Origin of the sequence: Halobacillus sp. HZG1 (genome assembly GCF_035818575.1) — a bacterium.
GTDB classification, from domain to species: Bacteria; Bacillota; Bacilli; order Bacillales; family Halobacillaceae; genus Halobacillus; species Halobacillus litoralis.
Genome location: NZ_JAYLVQ010000062.1, coordinates 140,270 through 159,887, shown reverse-complemented (window position 1 = coordinate 159,887; position 19,618 = coordinate 140,270). Strand labels below are relative to the sequence as shown.

The following is a 19,618-nucleotide window of genomic DNA, read 5'->3' as shown; positions in this document are numbered from 1 at the left end:
TTTATTTCCTCCTTTATTTACTCACTTCGATTAGTTGGAAGCTAAATAAAAAGCTCCCGTCCCTAAAGAAGGGACGAGAGCTTTGGTTTATGCTTCCCGCGATACCACCCAAGTTGAAGGTCTGTGTGACCTTCCGGCTTCACTCATAACGGTGAGTACCGGTCTGACCTACTTCATTCAGTCAGACACTCGAGGATGGATTCACATGGCTTCTCCATCAGTTCACACCAGCCACTGACTCTCTTTGAGAAGAAGGGACATGTTACTATTTCCTGTCATCGCGTTTATTTATAGTTTGTGTTACATAAGATTAGCGGATTCAGAATTATAATGCAAGTGTTTTTTTAGCTTCTTCTACCATTTTCACAAAATGCGTCGTTAAACGGTGGTCGTCCGTTAATTCTGGATGGAAGGAACAAGCTAAATAGTGACCTTCCTGAGCGGCTACAATATGACCGTCGTAGCGGGCCAGCACTTTCGTATTTTCCCCGACTCCTTCAATGTAAGGAGCACGGATGAATACGGCATTAAATTCTTCTGCCACACCTTCAATATTAAGATTCGCTTCAAAACTTTCACGTTGGCGTCCAAAAGCGTTACGACGAACTTTGATATCCATGACCCCTAGATGTACGTCATAAGAACCATCGATTTCTGAAGCGAGCAGGATAAGTCCGGCACACGTACCGAAGATCGGATTGCCGCTTTTTCCGAACTCACGGATCGGTTCTAAGAACTCGTACTTATCAATCAATCTACGGATGGTCGTACTCTCGCCACCAGGGATAATCAAGCCATCAATATCTTCCAGTTGTTCTGTCCTTTTGACGACGACGGCTTTGGCACCGGTCGCTTCGACAGAACGCACGTGCTCACGGAAAGCGCCTTGCAGGCCTAATACACCGATTGTAGTCATGCTGCATTCTCCTTTACTTACTGGCTGCGATCCTGCATACGCTGTTCAGGAGTAAGAGTAGACATTTCCATACCCTTCATGGCTGTTCCAAGACCCTTAGACAATTCACCAATCAGCTTGTAATCGTCATAGTGAGTCGTTGCTTCAACAATTGCACGGGCGAACTTTTCCGGGTTGTTGGATTTGAAGATACCAGACCCAACGAACACTCCGTCTGCTCCAAGCTGCATCATCAAGGAAGCATCTGCAGGGGTTGCAATACCGCCGGCAGCAAAGTTAACGACAGGCAGACGTCCTTCTTCACGAATCTCCATCAGTAGATCGAATGGAGCGCCGTTATCTTTCGCGTAGACCATCACTTCATCTTCTGAAAGTCCACGCAAATGACGGATCTGTGACTGGACCTGACGCATATGGCTGACAGCCTCTACAATGTTACCTGTTCCTGGTTCACCCTTTGTACGAAGCATGGATGCACCTTCACGGATGCGGCGTGTCGCTTCACCCAAGTTACGGCAGCCACATACGAATGGCACTGTGTAATCATCTTTTTTGATGTGATAGATTTCATCAGCTGGAGTAAGAACTTCACTCTCATCGATATAGTCAACGCCCATAGCTTCAAGAACGCGTGCTTCTGTAATATGCCCAATACGAGCTTTTGCCATAACTGGAATAGAAACGGCATTCATCACTTCTTCAACGATCGTAGGATCAGCCATACGAGCGACCCCGCCTGCTGCGCGAATGTCTGCAGGAACTCGTTCGAGAGCCATTACGGCTACCGCACCCGCTTCTTCAGCGATTTTTGCTTGTTCTGCGTTTACGACGTCCATGATGACGCCACCTTTTTGCATTTCTGCCATGCCGCGTTTTACGCGATCCGTACCTGTTTGTGCCATGTTGATTCCTCCCTAACAGCTCTATAGTTTAAACATTTTATTTCGAATCATAGATTCTTATCCTCTATTGTAACGCAATACTATATTAAATCCCACTGGTTATCTAGGGATTTTTTCACCTAGAACCAGCCTTTGACCATGTCGACGGCGCCTGTGAAGATATCACTGAAGAATTCTCCAATCGCACCAAGGGTCAGCATGAACCAGTTTGCTTTCTCCACACTGGAAGAAGTGACGATTTCGATGGTTGGTCCACCGTCAGCAAGAATATTTCCATAGTCCTCTTCTCCGTTGTAAACGAGCTTCGCTGTCCCGACTTTCTGCCCTTTTTCTACGGGGGCGACAAGGTTGCCGTTGTCATCCAACTGATCCTCAGAGATATTGAACTGAATCTCATATTGATCTTCTTCACCGTTTTTCACAAGTGTGCTCAATGCCGCACTCGTTTCGATCGCTACATCATCTTCTTTTCCTTTTGCGACAGGTAGTGTCGACTCTTCTTCAGGCGTCGCTCCTGCTGCGAAAAGTTCCTGACGTGAGAACTGATTGAATCCGTAGTCGAGCAATTGTTTCGTTTGATTAAAACGGGAAGCTCTGGATTCGGATTTCATAACAACGGAAATAAAACGCTGCCCATCTCGTTCTGCTGTTCCTGTAAACGTGTTCTGGGCAAGTTCTGTGTAACCTGTTTTCAATCCGTCCATTCCTTCATATTCGAACTGCGCCAAGTTCTGTCCCGGCATACCTGGAAGCATCCAGTTCCAGTTCGTTACGGTTTGTCCGGCAAAATCAAGTGTCGGTTTGCTTGAGATCTCAAGCGCTTCCGGATAATCATTCGTTAAGTGATAAGCAAGCAGTGCAGCAGACTTCGCTGAAAGCATGTTCGTCGCTTCAGGGTCTGTCCCTTCAGGATAATTGTCTCCCAAGTGGGAGTTGTTCAGTCCTGTTGCATTCACAAAATCATAATCAGGCAGCCCCATTTCAGCTGCTTTCTCGTTCATCATCTGAACAAATTCACCTTCACTGCCCGCAATCAATTCTGTAAGAGCAATGGTTGTCGCATTATCTGAGTTTATTGCCATCGCTTCATACAGTTCACGTACCGTGTATTGCTCGTCCAGCTTCAGGCCAACCCCTGAAAACTCAGGATTTGCCGATATATCAAAAGCATATTGACTAATTTGTGTTGTCGTATCCCAGCTGATCTGCCCTTCCTCAATTGCCTCCATGACAAGATATTCGGTCATCATCTTCGTCATACTGGCAGGAGGTAATGTCAAATCCGCCTCTTTTTCAAATATAATCTTCCCTGTCTCCGCGTCCACGAGTATTGCCGATTCTGCGCCAACATCTACGCTTGCGTATGTATGTCCAGGATTCATGGACACAGCAAAGAACCCCATAAGCAATGCCAACATCAAGGCCATAGATGTTTTTATTCTTTGTGTCACTTTCTCAACCTCCACCCTTAAAATATGCATCTTTGTTATTTTATCACATGCGTATATAAAAGAATAGACAGGGAAAAGTCCCTGTCTATCACTTTTTATACGGGTCAAACGGAGTAGTTTGGCGCTTCCTTTGTAATTTGTACATCATGTGGATGACTCTCTCTTAAGCCTGCTCCTGTAATTCTTGTAAATTGTGCGTCTGTACGTAAAGCCGTAATAGTTGGTGTTCCACAATACCCCATACCCGAACGAATACCACCGAGAAGCTGATGAATGGAGTCTGCCAATGGTCCTTTATATGGCATACGTCCTTCAATCCCTTCCGGTACAAGCTTTTTCGATTCTTGCTCGCTTTGGAAGTAGCGGTCTTTGGATCCGGATTCCATCGCACCGACAGATCCCATTCCGCGATAGACTTTGAAACGGCGGCCCTGGAAGATTTCTGTTTCGCCAGGACTCTCAGAGACACCGGCAAGCAAGCTTCCAAGCATGACAGCATGTCCACCTGCGGCAAGAGCCTTCACAATATCACCGGAGTATTTGATTCCTCCGTCGGCAATGACCGGCTTATTGTATTTCGCCGCTTCTTTCGCACAGTCATAGACGGCTGTAATTTGAGGAACGCCGACACCAGCAACGACACGTGTGGTACAAATGGAACCTGGCCCGATTCCGACTTTGACAACGTCCGCTCCTGCTTCGATCAATTCGCGTGTTGCATCTGCTGTCCCTACGTTGCCTGCAATGATATTCACTTTCGGATGACGGTCACGGATGCGCTTGACCTGTTCGATCACACCCTGAGAATGTCCATGAGCAGTATCAACAACAAGAGCATCGACACCTGCTTCTACTAGTTTATCAATACGTGTCATCGCATCTGCCGTGACACCAACAGCTGCAGCACACAGAAGACGTCCTTGCTCATCTTTTGCTGATAAAGGAAATTCGATCACTTTCTCTATATCCTTAATGGTGATCAATCCTTTGAGAATCCCATTGTTATCGACCATCGGAAGCTTTTCAATCTTATATTGCTGCAAGATTTTTTCTGCTTCATCGAGTGTCGTTCCTACAGGTGCTGTGACAAGGTTCTCGTGCGTCATGACGTCACTGATTTGGATCGAATAATCTTCTATAAAACGGAGGTCACGGTTGGTGATGATTCCGACAAGTTTCTGTTCTTCCACACTATTGACGATCGGCACACCGGAAATACGGAATTTCCCCATTAAATGTTCAGCATCAAAAACCTGGTGTTCGGGAGTCAAAAAGAACGGGTTGGTAATGACGCCGCTTTCGGAGCGTTTCACTCGGTCCACGTGTTCCGCCTGCTCTTCAATCGACATATTTTTATGAATGACGCCAAGTCCTCCCTGACGTGCCATACCAATCGCCATTTTCGCCTCCGTAACCGTATCCATTCCGGCACTGATGATCGGCATATTCAGACGTAACGTCGGAGACAACTCTGTTGCCAGCGAAACATCACGTGGCAATACATCGGACTTAGCAGGCAAAAGTAGTACATCGTCAAACGTTAAACCTTCTTTTGTAAACTTGTCTTCACGCATGCTTGACCTCTCCTTTTCTTCTTAAAATAGTTTGGGTGAAAGTGGGTAAAATAAGTGGTATATTCTCGTAACACCATTTCTTATTGTTATTTACAATACGACAATGGTCGGGCTTTTTCAACCATAAAAAAATGGGAGAGAATTCCTTTGATGTTAGAAAGGAGGAACTTTCTTTGCACTCCACCGATCCGATTCTTACTTACCTTCAAGTGACTGCACATACAAGACCCTTCTTGTTGTCTTGTTATGAAAAGATCAATCATTCACGAGCCGAACATCATGCATACAACAATGCAGAACGATTCATTCACGGTCTCAGCCTCGGGCAGGATTATTGGTCGACAGCTTTACATACACCTCTGAGTGTAAAGCCTCTTCTTTTTTATTATGGAATGAACCATTTCATTAAAAGCTGCCTGTTGACGGTTGATCCTGGATATCCTGCCACTGCAAAGGTTCTTGCCCACGGACTGTCGACACGTAAAAGAAAAAAACAGCATTATCGTTTTTTAGAGGATGATGTCCGTATCCAGCCGCATGGATTATTCCCCCATGCCGCTGAGCATTTGTTTCAATTTTCCTCACAAAAAACAAAGATATCCATGGATGAATTGCTCCGTCCGCTTCCTGGAATGGAAGAACTGTTTCTCTTAAAGAACCCGATTCCTATCACAATGGAAGAAGAATGGCCTGAACTGCTGGCCTATTTTGCAGTCCTTTATAACTTGAGTATGCTCGTCCGTTATGAAGGGGAGTGGTGGGGGGAAATGGAACAGATGAGAGATCGGGAGGATTATGTCTTCATCGTACACTTTTTACAATCAGCGTCGGGTCGCATACCGAAAATTCTCGCTTCCTGGCTGAATGACCAGTTTGCCTCTCTTTCCTGAAGCAAACTGGTCTCTTTTCATTCATATACTTCTTCAATATGAAGGTCCAGTTGTTCTTTCAACGCGAGAATCTGTCCGTCATCTATGATCCGTACAAGCGGCCTTGTCGGATTTGCCTCTTCCACGAAAATGACTTCTGCCTCACGATGATCAGACAAACGGATGTTGGTCCCTGTAGAATAACTGGTCATTTCCTTAACTAAAGCGCTGATTACTTTATGGTCATAGCGACCGAACTGTTCCTGGAGGATTTCTTCGAGCACTTTATAAGGGGACTGTTTCCTACGGTACATCCTCTCAGACGTCATAGCGTGGTACATATCACAAACAGCGATGATCTGACTGAACGGATGGATTTTATTCTGACTGACTCCTAAAGGGTACCCTGTCCCATCCAAACGTTCATGATGCTGTAAAATAGCAACCTTCGCGTGATTGCTCAAGGAAGAGATTTTTTCTACGTTGCGGTAACTGTAAGTCGGATGGTTTTTCACCCTCTCATATTCCTGCTCTGTTAAAGGGGAATCTTTCCATGTAATTCGTTCACTGATTTTAGCCATCCCACTATCTGCTAAAAGACCTGCTAAACCGACTTGAATCCACTCACCATAGTTGTATCCCATTTTCCGTGCAACATAGCTGGACAACAGCCCCATCGCTACACTGTGATGATAGATATAATCCTTACTGGATGTATAATGATGGAGCGAAAAAACCTCTCTCCCTGCGGAATCAGCCGCTCTCTCAAGGTGTGGGACCATCACTTTGCGGATCTCGTTAATATTTATAGGCGAGCCTCCCTGCCACGAAATGAACCATTTTTTATATTCCTGAACCGCAGCTAAGTAGGATTCAAAAAATGGAAGGGGCGTTTCCTCCAACCCCCGTTTCTGATGTAAATCTTCCTGGTCTGCGCTTCCAGAAGCTATAAAAAGCGAACCGTCCGACCGGCGATTGGAGATTTCCACAAGATCAATGTTGAATTTTTGCAGTACATCAATATGGACAGGCTGAAGGGTCGTATTTTTAGGAACAATCGGTCGATTCGTCCGTCCCATGACATCTTTCGTCAAGAGACACCCTGGTTCCAATTGAGATGTAGCCACCCTCATGGCAACGAACCACCTTTCACTAGTTTCTTATTATGTCAGAACCCTCATCTCACAGTCATTTCAGATAAGCGAGCTATCCTGAAAGAATAAACCGCGGCATTTAAATACTGCAGATCTCCCGTGAGGACGGCTTGCCGCCATGCCCTCATGAAAGCAAACGACAAACTAAATACTTATATAAAGGCCTTTTGTATGACTTCTAGTTCTATATTACCATGAATGATGTAATAAAATAGAAAATATTGAAAAATTAATGGATCACTTTTATTCTGTTATTCCTCCATCTATAAAAAAAGTCGCCTGTCGAATCATTCGACAGGCGACGGATCATGGAAGTTTGCTTATTTATGATTCATCTGATTCTTCCTCTGTTGAATCAGAGGGTGTTTCAGCATCTTCAGAAACCTCATCTTGAGATTCCGCTTCTTTTTCAAGCGCTTCTTCCAATAATTCCTCTTCTTCTTTTTCTGACTCGACACGGGCGACGGTAGCGACTTCTTCACCTTCTCCAAGACGAATCAAGCGTACCCCCTGTGTGTTACGTCCAGTTTCAGAAATACTTTCCATCGGCATACGGATCAAGACACCACTCTCTGTTATGATCATGATATCTTCTTCACCATTTATGGCTTTCGTAGCGACGACCTGACCATTCTTATCTGTCAGATTACACGTAATAATCCCTTTACCACCACGGTTGGTAATCCGGTATTCCTCGGCCGGTGTGCGCTTTCCATACCCTTTGCTTGTAACGGTGAGTACTTGCAGGGAATCATCAAGGATTTCCATGGATACGACTTTGTCGTCTTCCCGGAGGGAGATCCCTTTAACACCTGCGGCTGTACGTCCCATCGCTCGGATTTGATCTTCATTGAAACGGATCAAATAGCCGTTCTGTGTTCCGATCATGATATCTTTCGTTCCATCCGTCAGACGGACGGAGATCAGTTCATCATCTTCGCGTAAACCGAGAGCGATCAATCCGCCTTTTCGGATATTCGCAAATTGGGACAGTGTCGTACGCTTCGTGATTCCGTTCTTCGTTGTAAAGACCAGGTACCAGTCATCGACAAAGTCTTCAACCGAAATCACTGCATTGATCCATTCATCACGTTCCACGTTCAACATGTTGATGATTGGAATTCCTTTAGCCGTTCGGCTGAATTCTGGTACTTCGTAACCTTTAGCTTTATATACTTTCCCTTTGTTTGAGAAGAAAAGCAAAGTATTATGTGTCGACGTGGATAATAGGTGTTCAACGAAATCTTCTTCGTGTGTACCCATTCCCTGCACTCCTCGTCCACCTCTGCGCTGTGAACGATAAGTAGATGCAGGAAGACGTTTGACATAGCCCTGGTGAGTGACCGTGACAATGACCGTCTCTTCAGGAATCAAGTCCTCATCCTCAATGAAGTCTGTTCCGCCAAGGACGATTTCTGTACGGCGCTCATCATTGTAGCGTTCTTTCACATCCAGGAGTTCTTCACGGATAATTTCAAGGACCTTTTCATCGTCAGCAAGAATCGCTTTTAATTCTTGAATCAATTCCATGACTTCCTGATATTCATTCTCGATTTTCTCACGCTCTAAACCGGTCAGGCGCTGCAGACGCATATCAAGAATGGCTTGGGCCTGCTTTTCAGAAAGACCGAAGCGCTCCATCAAACCGGTACGTGCAATTTCAGTCGTTTGAGATTCACGAATCAGTGAAATCACTTCATCCAGGTGGTCAAGGGCAATACGCAGACCAGCAAGAATATGAGCGCGCGCTTCTGCTTTTCTAAGTTCGTATTCGGTACGGCGGCGAATGACGACTTTCTGGTGTTCCAAATAATGCTCAAGGCACTGCTTCAAGTTGAGCACTTTCGGGTGGCCGTTGACGAGTGCGAGCATGTTGATGCCGAACGTTGATTGCAGGGCCGTCATTTTGTATAGATTGTTGAGAAGCACGTTCGGATTTACATCCCGGCGCAACTCTATAACAATGCGCATACCATTACGGTCCGACTCATCACGTAGGTCTGTGATGCCGTCGATTTTCTTATCGCGGGCAAGATCGGCAATTTTTTCAACAAGTCGGGCTTTGTTCACCTGATAAGGAAGCTCGTTCACGATTAAACGGGCTTTGCCGTTGGCTTGTTCTTCAATTTCTACATCCGCACGGACGGTGATCGAGCCTTTCCCTGTTTCATAGGCTTTGCGAATGCCACTTAAGCCGAGAATTTTACCGGCTGTCGGGAAGTCCGGACCATAGATATGGTTTTCCATCAATTCCTGGATGGTAATCTCCGGATCTTTACTGAGCGCGAGCACCGCATCAATAACCTCACCCAGCTGGTGAGGGGGGATGTTTGTCGCCATTCCGACAGCAATTCCTGAACCACCGTTGACGAGCAAGTTCGGAAACTTGGATGGAAGCACTACAGGCTCCCGCTCTGTTCCATCGTAGTTATCGTTATAATCAATGGTATCTTTGTTGATATCACGCAGAATCTCCATGGAAATCTTGGACATACGTGCTTCCGTATAACGCATGGCGGCTGCAGCATCTCCGTCCACCGAACCGAAGTTTCCGTGTCCATCGACGAGCATGTATCGGTAGTTGAAGTCCTGTGCCATACGCACCATTGTGTCATAGACAGCAGAGTCCCCGTGCGGGTGGTACTTACCGATTACTTCCCCTACGATACGTGCAGACTTTTTGTAAGCTTTGTCCGCATGCATCCCAAGGTCATGCATCGCATATAATATCCTTCTGTGTACAGGTTTCAGGCCGTCTCTGACATCAGGAAGGGCACGGGCCACGATGACACTCATCGCATAATCCAGGAATGAGGTGCGCATTTCGTGACTGATGTTGACTTCCTGCACGCGCGGACGTTCGGGTTGATCCACCATTCTTTTACCTCCTAGTTACCTAAAAGGGGAAAGGATATGTTCGCCTCCCTTTCCCACTCTTTCATGACATTTGTTTTATATTAAACATCAAGGTTTTGTACGTATTGGGCGTTCTCTTGAATGAAGTTACGACGCGGTTCGACTTTGTCTCCCATAAGAATATCGAAGGTTTCATCCGCCCCCATCGCATCCTCTAAGCTGACCTGAAGCATCGTTCTCGTTTCAGGGTCCATTGTCGTTTCCCAAAGCTGTTCCGGGTTCATCTCTCCAAGACCCTTATAGCGCTGAACACCGGGCTTAGGTGAGTTGGACAGCTCGGCAAGCTTCGCATCCAGCTGCTTATCACTGTACGTGTAGTAGATCGCTTTTCCTTGCTGGATCTTGTAAAGCGGCGGCTGAGCGATATAGATATAGCCATGTTCAATCAATGGACGCATATAACGGTAGAAGAACGTCAATAGTAAAGTACGGATGTGTGCACCATCGACGTCGGCATCGGTCATGATGACAATCTTATGATAACGTGCCTTTGAAATATCGAATTCTTCACCGATTCCTGTACCAAGAGCGGTAATAATGGCACGTACTTCATTGTTGGAAAGGATTTTATCCAGGCGTGCTTTTTCAACATTGATGATTTTACCGCGCAATGGCAGAATCGCCTGAAAATGACGATCTCGTCCCTGCTTGGCAGATCCACCGGCAGAATCACCCTCAACGATGTAAAGTTCAGAGATATTCGCATCCTTGGACGAACAGTCCGCCAATTTACCTGGCAGGTTGGATACCTCTAGCGCATTTTTACGGCGCGTCAATTCACGAGCTTTCTTCGCGGCCATTCTTGCTCTTGAAGCCATCAATCCTTTTTCAACAATCGTTTTCGCCATGTTTGGATTTTCGAAAAGGAACTTTGTGAAGCTTTCTGAGAACAGAGAGTCCGTAACGGTACGGGCTTCACTATTTCCGAGCTTCGTCTTTGTTTGACCTTCGAACTGCGGGTCCGGATGTTTGATCGAAATGATCGCTGTCAAACCTTCCCTGACATCGTCGCCGGTCAAATTCGGATCCGTCTCCTTGAACATGTTGTTTTTACGTGCATAGTCGTTGATCACACGTGTCAAACCGGTTTTGAACCCGGATTCGTGTGTCCCGCCTTCATACGTATGGATGTTGTTGGCATAGGAATAAATGTTGCTTGCGAATCCATCGTTGTACTGCATGGCAATTTCTATGGAAATCTCGTCCTGCTCATCCTCAATGAAGAAGGCATCATGCAGGGTTTCGCGCGTGCGGTTCATATGTTCGACATAAGAAAGGATTCCGCCTTCGAAATAATAATTCACAGGCTCTTCATCTGTGCGTTTATCTTCGATAGTGATCGTAAGCCCCTTGTTGAGGAAAGCGAGCTCACGCAAACGATTAGCCAGAATTTCGAACTTATATTCCTCTGTTTCCGAGAAAATTTCAGGGTCTGGTTTGAATTGAATACGTGTTCCGGTCTGATCAGTCTCTCCGATCACCTTCAAGTCTTCTTCTGGAACACCACGGTGATAAGCCTGGTAATGGATATTTCCATCACGGTGGACGAACACTTCCAGTTTCGTAGATAAGGCGTTTACGACGGACGCCCCTACACCATGGAGTCCCCCGGATACTTTATATCCGCCCCCGCCGAACTTACCTCCGGCGTGAAGAACGGTCAATATGACTTCAACAGCGGGACGTCCTGTTTTCTCCTGAATCCCGACAGGAATACCACGGCCGTTATCGGTAACCGTAATGCTGTTGTCTTTTTCGATCGCGACTTGAATATGATCGCAAAAACCGGCCATCGCTTCATCAATACTGTTATCAACGATTTCCCATACGAGGTGGTGAAGGCCCTTTTCGTTGGTTGAACCAATATACATTCCTGGACGTTTTCTTACCGCTTCTAAACCTTCCAGTACCTGTATTTGACTCTCATCATATGCCTGCTGCTCTTCGATAATATCTTCCTTCATGGTACTCACCTACATTTCTCAAGTGGTTTATCTCTAATCCCTTACGTCTAATATCTATGGATATATTAAAAATCGGACTCTTCCGAGAAATCTTCCAGTTTGTTCAGTGTCGTCATCATGTTCGCCCGTTTCTTCAAAGTATAGACAGATAGTGGGCTGAAATAGATGACATCATTCGTAATTACAATGGCTTTCGCCTGGTGGTCTTCCGTTTCAATGACCTGCTTTTCCTTACGTTGGTTATGAATCATCTCTTCGATGATGGAAGAAGATGAAATCAAACTATGATCAATAATCGCCACGACATCCTTCGACTGGATGACGTGATCATCCCCGATATGAATGAACAATTCGCCACCTCATTTCTCTACGTCTATCGTTCCTTCTTTCACACGGAAAATTTCCGCTTGTTCCAGTGCTTCATGCTCAATTCCATCAATACTCGTCGTAGAAACGAACGTCTGCACTTTTCCTTGAATCGTATGAAGCAGATGCGATTGCCTGAAATCATCCAGTTCACTAAGTACATCATCGAGAAGCAAAATGGGGTATTCGCCTACTTCACTATGAATAAGCTCTATTTCAGCGAGTTTCAAAGACAAAGCTGTCGTCCGCTGCTGGCCCTGTGACCCATACGTTTGGACATCTTTTCCGTTCACGTAAAAAACCAAATCATCCCTATGTGGTCCTGCCAACGTCGTCCCGCGTTCCACTTCTTTTGATTCAATTTCTGTAAATTTTTCAGAGAATGTATTCTTTATTGTTTCCAAATTCATATCCTCTGATACTCGTACACTCGCATCATAAGCAATTTCGAGCTGCTCCAGCTGCCGACTGATTCCTTCGTGGATCGGTGTAGCCCATGATCTTAGGAGCTGCAGGAATTTAAACCGGCGTTCGACAATTGTCGTTGCATGTTCAATCAGCTGCTCTGTCAAAACACCGAGCATCGTCCGGTCCGCTCCCGGCTTACGCTGTAAATCTTTCAACAGATGATTTCGTTGTCTGAGAATCTTCTGGTACTGTCCTAAGTGATAAATATATGTGGGCTGGATCTGGCCGATTTCCATGTCAATAAACCGACGACGCACCTGAGGACTCCCCTTTACAAGATTGAGATCCTCAGGTGCAAACATCACCACGTTCAAAGCGCCGATATAGTCGCTCAGACGCTTTTGCTCAATATGATTCAACTTCGCTTTTTTCCCCTTTTTAGAAACGATGATTTCTAAAGGGAAGCGACGATTACGTTTAAAGATACTCCCTTTTATTTTACCATACTCTTCATCCCACTGTATCAGTTCTTTGTCTCTCGGAGTGCGATGGGATCTCGTAAAAGCGAGTACATAGATCGCTTCCATCAGATTGGTCTTTCCCTGGGCATTTTCACCAATGATGACATTGATCTTATGGTCGAACGTCAATGAGAGCTCATCATAGTTCCTGAATGAACGTAATGATAACTCATGGATATACATACGCCTGACCTAAGCTTCTTCGACGACAGTGAAGCTGCCGAATTCTTCCACTTCAACTGTATCGCCCACATACAGTTTGCGGCCACGACGATTGTCAGGTTCTCCATTTACCAAAACTTCAAATTCCGACAAGAAAATTTTCACCATTCCACCAGATTCGACAATATTGGCTAATTTTAAAAATTTCCCTAATGGAATATATTCTGTACTGATACCGATCTCTTCGTTCATATCATTTCACCCTATTTCATGAATTCACCTATTTTTCATTTTACTAAAGATAGGTGTGTAAAGAAAGTGTGAGAAGACGAAACAGGTCTGTATGCCTCTTTCATCCCCATACTATGGAGTTTTCAGCTTGTGTATTTTATCTATTCTTTCATCATTCACTCATATTCGATTTTTCACTGTCTCCCAAAAAAACTTAGCTACCTAAGTAATAAGTTCTTTGAAACGAACAGACATGAACAAAGTCACTTCTAATCCAATGTCTCTCCAAGTAAGCCACCAAAACTGCCCAATAAGAAAAGGTGCTCTATGCAAAACATAAAGCACCTTTTTACCTTTACCTTTTTCTAAGATTTAATAAGTTCTGACAGGGAGAATCAATTGTAAAATCTGGTCGTCATCGACAGGTCGGATCAAGAATGGACGCATAGCTCCTGTAAACTCGACTTTTACCTGGTCATAATCGACCGCTTTCAGTGCATCCATCATGTATTTGGCACTGAAGGAAATCTTCAAATCTTCTCCATCGACAGCAGTCGCCATCACTTCTTCGACAACATTCCCTACTTCCGGGGAGTTTCCTGTAATTTCAAGATGATTGTCTTCTTTTGTAATTAAACGAACAACATTGTTGCGATTCTCTTTCGCGAGAAGAGACGCACGATCTACTGATTGCAGCAATTCTTTTGTATCGATTTTGACAATGGTTTTGCTCTGTTCGGGAATTAAGCGGGAAGTTTCAGGATAATTTCCATCAAGCAGACGTGAAAGGAAATAAAGATGTTTCGTACGGAATAACACCTGATTTTCTGTCACACTCACTTCAATCGTGTCTTCGGAATCATCAAGAATTTTGTTTAATTCCGTCAAACTTTTACCAGGAATGACAACCGCCGGTAAAGATTTTCCATCCGGTTGTTCCAATGGAATTTTACGTGAGGCTAACCTGTGGCTGTCGGTTGCTATGAATTCCAGGCTCCCGTCTTCAAGTTTTACATGAACTCCCGTTAGAATTGGTCTTGTTTCAGAAGTAGATACAGCGAAAACTGTCTGCCGTATTAAATTTTTCAAAAGGTCAATCGGCAGTTCAAAGCTCTCTTCTGTATGAAGCTGAGGAAGTTGCGGGTATTCTTCTGGATCCTGTCCATTCAAATGGAATTCTGCATTCCCCGAACGTATCGTGACATTACGAGTATGGTCACTTTCTATTTCCACCGTATTTTGAGGAAGTTTACGTACAATATCAGGGAAATACTTAGCCTGAAGTACAATGCTTCCCGGTTCAATGTTTTCTACATAAACAATGCCGTCTTCTTCACTAGGAATGAAAGATTCAATCGAAATATCTGAATCACTACCTGTTAATTTGATTCCTTCTTCTGTTGCTTCGAGTTTCATTCCAGTAAGAATTGGAATCGTAGTTCTGGAAGAGATGGCTTTCATGACGTTTTGAACACTATTGATCAATTGATCCCTTTGGATAACAAATTTCATTTTGAATACACTCCTCCTAATTGAGCATATATTAATTATTTTTATTATAAAATGCAGTAATAGTACTAGTATGGGCTGTGGAAATGTGGATAACAAGGATAAACGTTGATTTACTAAGGTTATCCACATGTGGACAGAGTGTTGACGAACGTGCAATCACTATTCACATTATCCACTAGTGAGATTTCAACTGTTCTCTGATTTCATCCAACTCTTTTTGCAGCTGTTGATCATCTGCCACCATTTTTGAGATTTTCTCATGGGCATGAATGACCGTCGTATGATCACGGCCTCCAAATTCCTCACCAATTTTCGGCAACGAGAAATCTGTCAGTTCCCTTGAGAGATACATGGCGATCTGTCTTGGAAAGGCGACAGATTTTGTGCGTTTCTTCGCCGGGAAATCTTCCAATCTCACATTGTATTTTTCACCGACCATTTCCTGAATGGCTTCAATTGTAATGACCTTGGGTTTGGAGCTTGGAATGATATCTTTCAAAGCTTCCGCTGCAAGCGATGCGTTGATATCACTATTGATTAAAGAAGAATAAGCGACGACACGGATCAGTGCACCTTCCAGTTCACGGATGTTTGTATCGATTTGGTTCGCGATATAAAGCATCACTTCGTTCGGGATATCCAGCCCTTCTGCTTTTGCCTTTTTACGAAGGATGGCGATCCTTGTTTCTAAATCAGGAGGAGTAATGTCCGTGATTAATCCCCATTCAAATCGTGAGCGCAGGCGGTCTTCCAGTGTCGGGATTTCTTTAGGCGGACGGTCACTGGAAATGACAATCTGCTTGCTTTCTTCATGGAGTGTATTGAACGTATGGAAGAACTCTTCCTGTGTTTGTTCTTTTCCTGCAAGGAACTGTATATCATCTATTAAAAGCACGTCGACACTTCGATATTTGTTCCGGAAGTTGACGGCTTTGTTGTCTCTGATGGAATTGATGAATTCGTTCGTGAATTTTTCAGATGATAGATAAACCACTTTGGCATTAGGATTATGATCGAGTACATAGTGTCCGATCGCATGCATCAGGTGCGTTTTACCAAGCCCTACGCCACCATAGATAAACAAGGGATTATAGGCTTTGGCTGGTGCTTCTGCCACAGCTAAGGAAGCTGCATGAGCAAAACGGTTGCCTGAGCCGATGACAAAGGTATCGAAGGTATATTTGGAATTCAGCATGCTTTGCGGTGACTCTTCGTTTCCATTGTTTTTTACATTCGGTACTTTTTTAGATGATAGTTTCACATCTTCCAGGGAGTCGTCCTTGGATTCCGGAATAATAAACTTTGTATCAAGTTCCGCCCCAGTCACTTCATATAAAGTTTCCGTAATCAAGCTCTCATATTGATTTTCAAGCCAATCTCTGGCGAATTCATTCGGAGCAACGATCGTCAGCGTATTTTCATTTAAAGAATCTGCTTTAGTTGCTTTCAGCCATGTTTCGAAGCTCGGTTTGCTGATTTTTTCTTTAATCTGCTCGAGCGTATTGTTCCATAATTCATTGATGTTCTCCAAATTGTTTCACCCCTCTCTGTTTCAGTGGAAAACAAAAAAACCTTTCGTTCTCTTTTTCGAACGTAGCAAAAGGATCGAAAGGTAATCGTATAAGGTTTGTATAATAGATGTCGTTAAAAAACCTCTGATCGGATGTGGATGTCCGAGAGTTGATTTTACTAGAGTTCTAGAAAGTTATTTTCAATATCCACACTCTTGTGCATAACTGCATAAACAGTCGTGTTAATAACTGTCCACACGTTATCCACAATCTGTGGAAAAGATTTATGGTCTTCAGAAGTCATTCACGGTTAAACACAAATATAATACCAGATAAAAACGGCAGTTGCAATGGTTCACGCTAACTTATCCACAATTTCAACGCCTTGTAGACAAAAGTCATCCACAACACTATATTTTGTGATTTTCTTGTCGATATTTGTTGTGGACAGTAGAAAACGCAGGCTTAAATTATACACAGATCCTGTGAATGTTCGCCAGGGGGAGAGTTTGTTCGCTTATTTTAGACATATGCTTTCGTTTGTTATAGTACAGAGCTGTTATATAACGGGAGTGATCTTTAAGGATTCATCCTTAAAATAAAAGTTGACAAAAAGCAAGGGGATTTATTATACTAATCGGGACTGCCTTTTAGATGTATTATTGGAATTTTCCTCAGGAGGTGTATATATAATGAGTAAACGCACGTTTCAACCAAATAATCGTAAGCGCAAAAAAGTACACGGCTTCCGTGCACGTATGAGCAGTAAGAATGGTCGTCATGTTCTTGCACGTCGTCGTCGTAAAGGAAGAAAAGTTCTATCAGCATAGGCCACTGAAAACAATCAGTGGTCTTTTTTTCAGTATAATGGTCAAAAGAAGGGGCGGATCTTCGTCCCTCTTTTGTTTTTTATAGAAAAGAAGAACTTAGAATGCTTTTTTCATTCTTTATAGATGTTTAGTCACCAAAAAGGTGAGAGAAGGATAAAAAGAGATATTTTTCTACATAATGGTAAAAGATCTCTTGCTGGGTAAATAGTGGAAGGCAAAATGGTCTGCCCAAGCCACCTTGTATGTGATTTTGGAGGGTGTTCGATGAAAAAAGCTTATCGTATTAAAAAAAATGAAGAATTTCAAAAGGTTTTTCGTCGCGGGCAGTCGTTCGCCAATCGCCAGCTGGTCCTTTATTATATGAAAAAGGAAGAGCAATCCCATTTTCGAATCGGTTTATCTGTCAGTAAGAAAATCGGTCATGCGGTCATGCGGAACCAGATCAAGCGGTATCTCAGGCAAGCCTTTCATGAACTGGAGGAAGAGATCCCCCCGAATTATGACCTTGTCATCATTGCACGGAAACCGACCAATCAAATGGAATTTCATGAGATAAAGAAAAGCCTGACCCACGTATTATCACGGTCAAAGCTATTAAATAAAAAAATTCACACGTAATCATATAGAATTATGGTGTCAACTAATGCTAAACTTATGATTGTCGTATAGTCATTCATCGGTTTGTATTTAAAAAAAGATAGAAGAGCGATTTCATTAAGGAGGAAGGAACGTTGCGGAATAAATTACTCATCCTGGTCGCGATGACAGGTATGCTTACGTTCCTATCCGGGTGTATGGACGTCAACCAAGAGATCACCTCGGATAGTACAGGATTTTGGAATGAATATATTGTTTATCCATTATCACAAACATTGTTGTTTTTCGCTGATGCCACGAATGGAAGTTACGGATTGGCGATTATTATCGTTACAATCATTATCCGCGTCTTGCTTTTGCCATTGAACGTCAAACAACTGAAAAGTTCAAAAGCGATGCAGGATATTCAACCGGAATTGAAAGAATTGAGAGAGAAGTATTCTTCTAAAGATGCTCAGACTCAACAGAAGCTTCAACAAGAAACAATGCAGCTTTTCCAGAAAAACGGCGTCAATCCACTAGCTGGGTGTTTGCCGATTATCGTACAGATGCCGATCCTGATTGGTTTCTACCATGCGATTATGAGAACGCAGGAAGTTCAAACCCATAATTTCCTATGGCTTGAGCTTGGACAATCAGATCCATTTCTAGCGATTCTGACAGCGGGAACTACGTTCCTTCAGCAGAAATTGATGATGGCCGGAGGCGCGGCTGCACAGAATCCACAAATGCAAATGATGCTATATATTATGCCATTGATGATTGGTACATTCGCATTCTTCTTCCCATCTGCCCTTGCGTTGTACTGGATTGTCGGTAACGTTGTCATGATTCTTCAAACCATTTTCATTCGTAGACCAATGATGAAAGATGAGACAGGAGGAGCAAACTAGTGAAGCAATGGACTGCTACGGGAACTACAGTTGATGAGGCGATCCAAACAGCACTAGAGCAATTACGCACATCAAGAGATCAAGTCGATGTTGAGATCATTGATGAAGGTAAAAAAGGATTTCTCGGTTTTGGTACGAAACCAGCGATTGTAAAAGTAACGATCAAGAAAAATCCAGTGCAGGACGTTGAAACATTCATCTATGAAGTAGCAGAACAAATGGGCGCTCCTGTCCAGGTAAGAACCGAGCTCCGTCAGCGCGACATTTACATGGAGCTTGAAGGTGAAAAGATTGCGATGCTGATTGGCAAACGTGGCCAAACATTGAATTCCCTTCAATATTTGGCTCAACTTGTCGTGAATCGCGAGTCCGATGTTTTCTATACCGTCATGTTAGACGCTGAGGGATATCGTGGTCGCAGAAAAGAAACCTTAGAAAACCTGGCGCATCGATTGGCTGAGAAGGCGATACGGACAAATCAGGAAGTGAAGCTTGAGCCTATGCCTTCGTATGAAAGAAAAATCATACACAGCGCATTGCAAAACCATAAAAAAATCGAGACCGATTCTGACGGGAACGATCCCCGCAGGCACGTCGTCATTCGACCTCAATAATGTGTTACTCATGCTTCTGTTCATCTTTCATGAACAGGAGCATTTTTTATGGATTCGAATGGGTGGTTGGGAAGTTGCGAGACTCCGCTCAACATGGCAACGAACCTCGAGGCATCTCGAAACTGAGTCCTCAACAATCCTGCCAGTTCGTTCAATAAATAGCTGGTAGTCGTATTGTTCCCTGGTATGGTGGAGAAAATGATAGGAAGAGTTATGCACATGTGGAT

General features: G+C 43.9%; 17 protein-coding genes and 1 other annotated feature. Of the genes, 5 read left to right on the top strand and 12 right to left on the bottom strand.

Translation table 11 applies throughout. The features are described from left to right. Nucleotides 1–66: 66 nt before the first annotated feature. Nucleotides 67–288, bottom strand: a binding site (T-box leader). Between the two features lie 37 nt (nucleotides 289–325). The 4 genes from pdxT to guaB all read right to left on the bottom strand — a co-directional run bounded on the left by pdxT (nucleotide 326) and on the right by guaB (nucleotide 4,843). After that, nucleotides 326–916, bottom strand: a complete 591-nt coding sequence (gene pdxT / locus VKA52_RS11490; protein WP_326315752.1) for a pyridoxal 5'-phosphate synthase glutaminase subunit PdxT — start codon at nucleotides 914–916, stop codon at nucleotides 326–328. Between the two features lie 17 nt (nucleotides 917–933). Then, nucleotides 934–1,818 (bottom strand): pyridoxal 5'-phosphate synthase lyase subunit PdxS, encoded by an 885-nt coding sequence (gene pdxS, locus VKA52_RS11485; RefSeq protein WP_160910474.1) that lies wholly within the window; start codon nucleotides 1,816–1,818, stop codon nucleotides 934–936. 119 nt (nucleotides 1,819–1,937) lie between these two features. Beyond that, entirely contained in the window at nucleotides 1,938–3,269 is a 1,332-nt protein-coding gene (locus VKA52_RS11480; RefSeq protein ID WP_442788846.1) for a serine hydrolase, read from the bottom strand. A gap of 104 nt (nucleotides 3,270–3,373) precedes the next feature. Continuing rightward, nucleotides 3,374–4,843, bottom strand: a complete 1,470-nt coding sequence (guaB, locus tag VKA52_RS11475) for an IMP dehydrogenase (RefSeq protein ID WP_326315751.1) — start codon at nucleotides 4,841–4,843, stop codon at nucleotides 3,374–3,376. 173 nt (nucleotides 4,844–5,016) lie between these two features. Here guaB and VKA52_RS11470 point away from each other — a divergent pair, with 173 nt between their 5' ends. Beyond that, nucleotides 5,017–5,733 (top strand): YaaC family protein, encoded by a 717-nt coding sequence (locus VKA52_RS11470; protein ID WP_326315750.1) that lies wholly within the window; start codon nucleotides 5,017–5,019, stop codon nucleotides 5,731–5,733. Between the two features lie 17 nt (nucleotides 5,734–5,750). Here VKA52_RS11470 and VKA52_RS11465 read toward each other — a convergent pair whose 3' ends face one another. The 8 genes from VKA52_RS11465 to dnaA form a co-directional block, all read right to left on the bottom strand. After that, entirely contained in the window at nucleotides 5,751–6,845 is a 1,095-nt protein-coding gene (locus tag VKA52_RS11465) for an HD-GYP domain-containing protein (protein WP_326315749.1), read from the bottom strand. Between the two features lie 345 nt (nucleotides 6,846–7,190). After that, entirely contained in the window at nucleotides 7,191–9,743 is a 2,553-nt protein-coding gene (gene gyrA, locus VKA52_RS11460; RefSeq protein WP_326315748.1) for a DNA gyrase subunit A, read from the bottom strand. 80 nt (nucleotides 9,744–9,823) lie between these two features. After that, nucleotides 9,824–11,746 carry a DNA topoisomerase (ATP-hydrolyzing) subunit B gene (gyrB, locus tag VKA52_RS11455; RefSeq protein ID WP_160910479.1) on the bottom strand — a complete coding sequence of 641 codons (1,923 nt, stop codon included), beginning with the start codon at nucleotides 11,744–11,746 and terminating at the stop codon, nucleotides 9,824–9,826. Between the two features lie 65 nt (nucleotides 11,747–11,811). Next, nucleotides 11,812–12,096 carry an extracellular matrix regulator RemB gene (gene remB / locus VKA52_RS11450; protein WP_089650744.1) on the bottom strand — a complete coding sequence of 95 codons (285 nt, stop codon included), beginning with the start codon at nucleotides 12,094–12,096 and terminating at the stop codon, nucleotides 11,812–11,814. A 9-nt stretch (nucleotides 12,097–12,105) separates the two neighbouring features. Continuing rightward, on the bottom strand, nucleotides 12,106–13,224 hold the full coding sequence (gene recF, locus VKA52_RS11445) for a DNA replication/repair protein RecF (RefSeq protein ID WP_326315747.1): 1,119 nt from the start codon (nucleotides 13,222–13,224) through the stop codon (nucleotides 12,106–12,108). A gap of 9 nt (nucleotides 13,225–13,233) precedes the next feature. Continuing rightward, a complete protein-coding gene (gene yaaA, locus VKA52_RS11440; protein ID WP_160910481.1) occupies nucleotides 13,234–13,455 on the bottom strand; it encodes a S4 domain-containing protein YaaA in 222 nt (73 codons plus the stop codon). Between the two features lie 351 nt (nucleotides 13,456–13,806). Next, nucleotides 13,807–14,946, bottom strand: coding sequence for a DNA polymerase III subunit beta (gene dnaN / locus VKA52_RS11435; protein ID WP_326315746.1), 1,140 nt, complete (start codon nucleotides 14,944–14,946; stop codon nucleotides 13,807–13,809). Nucleotides 14,947–15,121: 175 nt separating this feature from the next. After that, entirely contained in the window at nucleotides 15,122–16,477 is a 1,356-nt protein-coding gene (gene dnaA, locus VKA52_RS11430; protein ID WP_146814498.1) for a chromosomal replication initiator protein DnaA, read from the bottom strand. 672 nt (nucleotides 16,478–17,149) lie between these two features. Between dnaA and rpmH the strand changes: the two genes are divergently transcribed. The 4 genes from rpmH to jag all read left to right on the top strand — a co-directional run bounded on the left by rpmH (nucleotide 17,150) and on the right by jag (nucleotide 19,391). After that, on the top strand, nucleotides 17,150–17,287 hold the full coding sequence (gene rpmH, locus VKA52_RS11425; RefSeq protein WP_160910483.1) for a 50S ribosomal protein L34: 138 nt from the start codon (nucleotides 17,150–17,152) through the stop codon (nucleotides 17,285–17,287). Nucleotides 17,288–17,551: 264 nt separating this feature from the next. Beyond that, entirely contained in the window at nucleotides 17,552–17,905 is a 354-nt protein-coding gene (gene rnpA, locus VKA52_RS11420; RefSeq protein ID WP_326315745.1) for a ribonuclease P protein component, read from the top strand. A gap of 113 nt (nucleotides 17,906–18,018) precedes the next feature. After that, nucleotides 18,019–18,777 (top strand): YidC family membrane integrase SpoIIIJ, encoded by a 759-nt coding sequence (gene spoIIIJ, locus VKA52_RS11415; protein ID WP_206946334.1) that lies wholly within the window; start codon nucleotides 18,019–18,021, stop codon nucleotides 18,775–18,777. After that, the gene (gene jag, locus VKA52_RS11410) at nucleotides 18,777–19,391 is read left to right on the top strand and encodes an RNA-binding cell elongation regulator Jag/EloR (protein ID WP_160910486.1); all 615 of its coding nucleotides are present in this window, start codon (nucleotides 18,777–18,779) and stop codon (nucleotides 19,389–19,391) included. Before spoIIIJ ends, jag begins: the two co-directional genes overlap by 1 nt. The last annotated feature ends 227 nt before the right edge of the window (nucleotides 19,392–19,618 follow it).

Excerpts from the sequence above, each read along its gene's own strand:
- rnpA (WP_326315745.1), top strand. The coding sequence starts at position 17,552 with ATGAAAAAAGCTTATCGTATTAAAAAAAATGAAGAATTTCAAAAGGTT.
- rpmH (WP_160910483.1), top strand. The coding sequence starts at position 17,150 with ATGAGTAAACGCACGTTTCAACCAAATAATCGTAAGCGCAAAAAAGTA.
- recF (WP_326315747.1), bottom strand. The coding sequence starts at position 13,224 with ATGTATATCCATGAGTTATCATTACGTTCATTCAGGAACTATGATGAG.
- gyrB (WP_160910479.1), bottom strand. The coding sequence starts at position 11,746 with ATGAAGGAAGATATTATCGAAGAGCAGCAGGCATATGATGAGAGTCAA.
- gyrA (WP_326315748.1), bottom strand. The coding sequence starts at position 9,743 with ATGGTGGATCAACCCGAACGTCCGCGCGTGCAGGAAGTCAACATCAGT.
- dnaN (WP_326315746.1), bottom strand. The coding sequence starts at position 14,946 with ATGAAATTTGTTATCCAAAGGGATCAATTGATCAATAGTGTTCAAAAC.
- VKA52_RS11465 (WP_326315749.1), bottom strand. The coding sequence starts at position 6,845 with ATGAGGGTGGCTACATCTCAATTGGAACCAGGGTGTCTCTTGACGAAA.
- pdxT (WP_326315752.1), bottom strand. The coding sequence starts at position 916 with ATGACTACAATCGGTGTATTAGGCCTGCAAGGCGCTTTCCGTGAGCAC.
- pdxS (WP_160910474.1), bottom strand. The coding sequence starts at position 1,818 with ATGGCACAAACAGGTACGGATCGCGTAAAACGCGGCATGGCAGAAATG.
- guaB (WP_326315751.1), bottom strand. The coding sequence starts at position 4,843 with ATGCGTGAAGACAAGTTTACAAAAGAAGGTTTAACGTTTGACGATGTA.
- yaaA (WP_160910481.1), bottom strand. The coding sequence starts at position 13,455 with ATGAACGAAGAGATCGGTATCAGTACAGAATATATTCCATTAGGGAAA.